Source organism: Pseudomonas mandelii (genome assembly GCF_002251635.1).
Classification (GTDB): Bacteria; Pseudomonadota; Gammaproteobacteria; order Pseudomonadales; family Pseudomonadaceae; genus Aquipseudomonas; species Aquipseudomonas mandelii_B.
The window spans coordinates 1-3,259 of sequence record NZ_NMOJ01000065.1 but is presented as its reverse complement, the minus strand read 5'-3'; the positions used below and the strand labels follow the sequence as shown (position 1 = coordinate 3,259).

4 protein-coding genes are annotated in these 3,259 nt (G+C 62.3%); 3 read left to right on the top strand and 1 reads right to left on the bottom strand.

The annotated features are described in order from the left end of the window. From B7L09_RS09530 to B7L09_RS09520, 3 genes are all read left to right on the top strand, one after another. Nucleotides 1-339, top strand: a 339-nt coding sequence (locus B7L09_RS09530) for a LamB/YcsF family protein (protein ID WP_176457681.1), incomplete at its 5' end; no start/stop codon positions are given. After that, nucleotides 336-1,040: a 5-oxoprolinase subunit B family protein gene (locus B7L09_RS09525; RefSeq protein WP_094468620.1), complete on the top strand. Its 705-nt coding sequence runs from the start codon at nt 336-338 to the stop codon at nt 1,038-1,040. The genes B7L09_RS09530 and B7L09_RS09525, both read left to right, overlap by 4 nt. Further along, on the top strand, nt 1,037-1,963 hold the full coding sequence (locus B7L09_RS09520; protein ID WP_094468619.1) for a 5-oxoprolinase subunit C family protein: 927 nt from the start codon (nt 1,037-1,039) through the stop codon (nt 1,961-1,963). The genes B7L09_RS09525 and B7L09_RS09520 overlap by 4 nt, the downstream gene beginning before the upstream one ends. 117 nt (nt 1,964-2,080) lie before the next feature. Here B7L09_RS09520 and B7L09_RS09515 read toward each other — a convergent pair whose 3' ends face one another. Further along, a complete protein-coding gene (locus B7L09_RS09515; RefSeq protein ID WP_094468618.1) occupies nt 2,081-3,259 on the bottom strand; it encodes a vWA domain-containing protein in 1,179 nt (392 codons plus the stop codon).

Genomic DNA, 3,259 nt, shown 5'->3' with positions numbered 1-3,259 from the left:
GACTTGCCGCTGATGCTGCTGGCCACCCGCGACAACAGCGCCGCCCAGGCGTTGGGCGATGAGTACGGCGTGACCTTGTGGTTCGAAGCCTTCGCCGACCGAGCCTACGACAGTGCCGGCATGTTGGTTTCGCGGCAACTGCCGGGGGCGGTGCACCACGATCCCGAAAGAATTATCGAGCAAGCGCTGACCATCGCCCGTGGCGACACCTTGACCGCCAGCGACGGCAGCGCCTTGCTCTTGCAGGCCAACACCCTGTGCGTCCACGGCGACAACGCCAGTTCGGTGGCGGCGGTGCGCCGGATTCGCGAAGCACTTGATCAGCAGAGCGCACCATGAAACCGCGGGTTGAGGTGGTGGCGCTGGATTGCCTGATGGTGCGTCTGTTCGATGAAATTGCCGAAGCCAACATGCCGTGGATGCTGGCGGCCAGCGAAAATCTGCGCGCGGCGTTCGCCGGGCATCTGATCGATCTGGTGCCGTCTTACACGACGTTGATGGTGCATTACGACCTGACCGCGTTGAGTCCGGCTCAGGCCCGGGAATTGATCGCCGAAGCGCTGATTGACCTGTCGCCCAACGCGAGCACCGGCGGCAAATGTCATGTGCTGCCGGTCTGGTATGACTTGAGCGTCGGTCCGGAGTTGAGCCTGTTGTCGCAGCGCAGCGGGCTGTCGGTGGACGAGGTGGTCCGCCGCCATAGCGAGCGCGAATATCAGGTGTTCGCCTTGGGCTTCGCGCCGGGATTCGCCTTCATGGGGCTGGTGGAAGAAGTGCTCGCCGCGCCGCGCCTGAATACGCCGCGCAAAAAGGTGGCCGCCGGCAGTGTCGGCATTGCCGAACGGCAAACTGCCGCCTACCCGATGGTATCCCCCGGTGGCTGGAACCTGATCGGCCGCACCCCGGCCAAGCTGTTCGACCGCGACCGCGACGGCTACAGCCTGATGCAACCGGGTGACACCGTGCGCTTTGAAGCGGTCAGCCATGCGGAGTTCATCAACCTGGGCGGTGACGACACGCCATTGGAGGCCCAGGCATGAGCCGCTTGTTGATCGAGGCCAGCACGCCGCTGTGCCTGTTGCAGGACACCGGCCGTTTTGGCGTGCGGCACCTGGGCGTGACCCAGGGCGGTGGGCTGGATTGGCGCTCGATGTCGTGGGCCAATTGGTTGCTGGGCAATGGCCTGGATGCGCCAGTGATTGAAATCACCCTCGGCGGCTTCAGCGTGGTGGCCGAGGACGATTGCGTGTTGGCGCTGGTCGGGGCGGACTTGGGCGCGCGAGTGGATGGCGAGGCATTGGCGCCGTGGCGCAGTTTCCGGCTGAACAAGGGCCAGCGATTGCAATTCACTCAGCCGCTGCTCGGGGCGCGAGCTTATCTGGCGGCGCCCGGCGGGTTCGACGCGCCAAAGGTGTTGGGCAGCAGCGCGACGGTGGTCCGTGAAGAACTTGGCGGGCTGGATGGCATGGGCCGGGCCTTGGCCAAAGGGGCACCGTTGAGCTATCGCGGGAGTGCGCTGTTATTGCTGCGGGAGTTACCGGCAGAACACCGGCCGGACTTCAAAGTCGATTCGCCACTGGATGTGGTCCTCGGCGCGCAGATTGGCGAGTTCAGCGGGCAAAGTCTGTTCGACGCCTTCAACAGCGTCTGGACCCTCGACAGCCGTGCCGATCGCATGGGCATTCGCTTGCTGGGAACGGCGTTGCAGTACCAGGGCNCCTCGTTGATCTCTGAGGGCATTCCGCTGGGGGCCATCCAGGTGCCGCCGGATGGGCAGCCGATTGTGTTGCTCAATGACCGGCAGACCATTGGTGGCTATCCGCGATTGGGCGCGTTGACGCCGTTGGCGCTGGCGCGGCTGGCGCAGTGCTTGCCAGGGGAGAAGGTGCGNTTGCGCCCGGTGGTGCAGGAGGTGGCGCATCGGGAGCAGGTCAAGTATTTGCAGCGATTTTCAGACCGCTAAAAGCATCGCGGGCAAGCCCGCTCCCACAGGGGGAAATGGTGTTCACAAAATGTGTGAACAACACTGATCCTGTGGGAGCGGGCTTGCCCGCGATGGCGTCAGTACAGGCAACCGAGATTACTTGGAAAGAAACCGCATCCCTTCCTCCAACCCCCGCAACGTCAGCGGGTACATCTGGTCGTCAATCAAGTCCCGCACAATATTGGTCGACGACGTATAGCCCCACGTATCTTTCGGATATGGGTTGATCCAGATGACCTTCTTGTACTTCTCCATGAACCGCTGCATCCACACATACCCGGGCTCTTCATTCCAGTGCTCGACGCTGCCGCCGGCCTGGGTGATTTCGTAGGGCGCCATCGACGCATCGCCGATAAAAATCACTTTGTAGTCAGCGCCGTACTTGTGCAGCAAATCCTGGGTGGAGGTGCGCTCCGATGTGCGGCGCTGGTTGTTCTTCCACACCGATTCGTACACGAAGTTGTGAAAGTAGAAGTACTCCAGGTGCTTGAACTCGGTCTTGCAGGCCGAGAACAGCTCTTCGCAGATCTTTACATGGGCGTCCATCGAGCCGCCGATGTCGAACAGCAGCAACAGCTTGATGGTGTTACGCCGCTCCGGGCGCATCTGGATATTCAGCAACCCGGCGTCGCGGGCGGTGTGGTCGATAGTGCCGTCGATATCCAGCTCTTCGGCCGCACCCTGGCGCGCGAATTTGCGCAGGCGGCGCAGAGCGATCTTGATGTTGCGCGTGCCCAGTTCCACTTGGTCGTCGAGGTTCTTGTACTCGCGCTGGTCCCAGACTTTCACCGCTTTGCCCTGGCGCTTGCCGGCGTCGCCGACGCGAATGCCTTCCGGGTTGTAGCCGCCGGAGCCGAACGGGCTGGTGCCACCGGTGCCGATCCACTTGTTGCCGCCGGCATGGCGCTCTTTCTGTTCTTCCAGGCGTTTCTTGAATTCTTCGATCAGCTTGTCCAGGCCGCCGAGGGACTGGATCTGCGCGCGCTCTTCATCGGTCAGCGAGCGTTCGAACTCCTTGCGCAGCCAGTCCTCGGGGATCAGCGCNTGAAGGTGGTTGTCGAGCTTTTCCAGGCCATTGAAGTAGGCGCCGAACGCCCGGTCGAACTTGTCGAAATGCCGTTCGTCCTTCACCAGGATTGCCCGGGCCAAGTAGTAAAACTCGTCCATGTCGGCGAAGACCACGCGCTGTTTCAGCGCATTGATCAAGTCGAGCAGCTCGCGCACCGACACCGGCACCTTGGCTGCACGCATCTCATTGAACAGGTTGAGCAACAT

Coding starts and splice junctions, on each gene's coding strand:
- B7L09_RS09525 (WP_094468620.1), top strand. CDS start 336: ATGAAACCGCGGGTTGAGGTGGTGGCGCTGGATTGCCTGATGGTGCGT.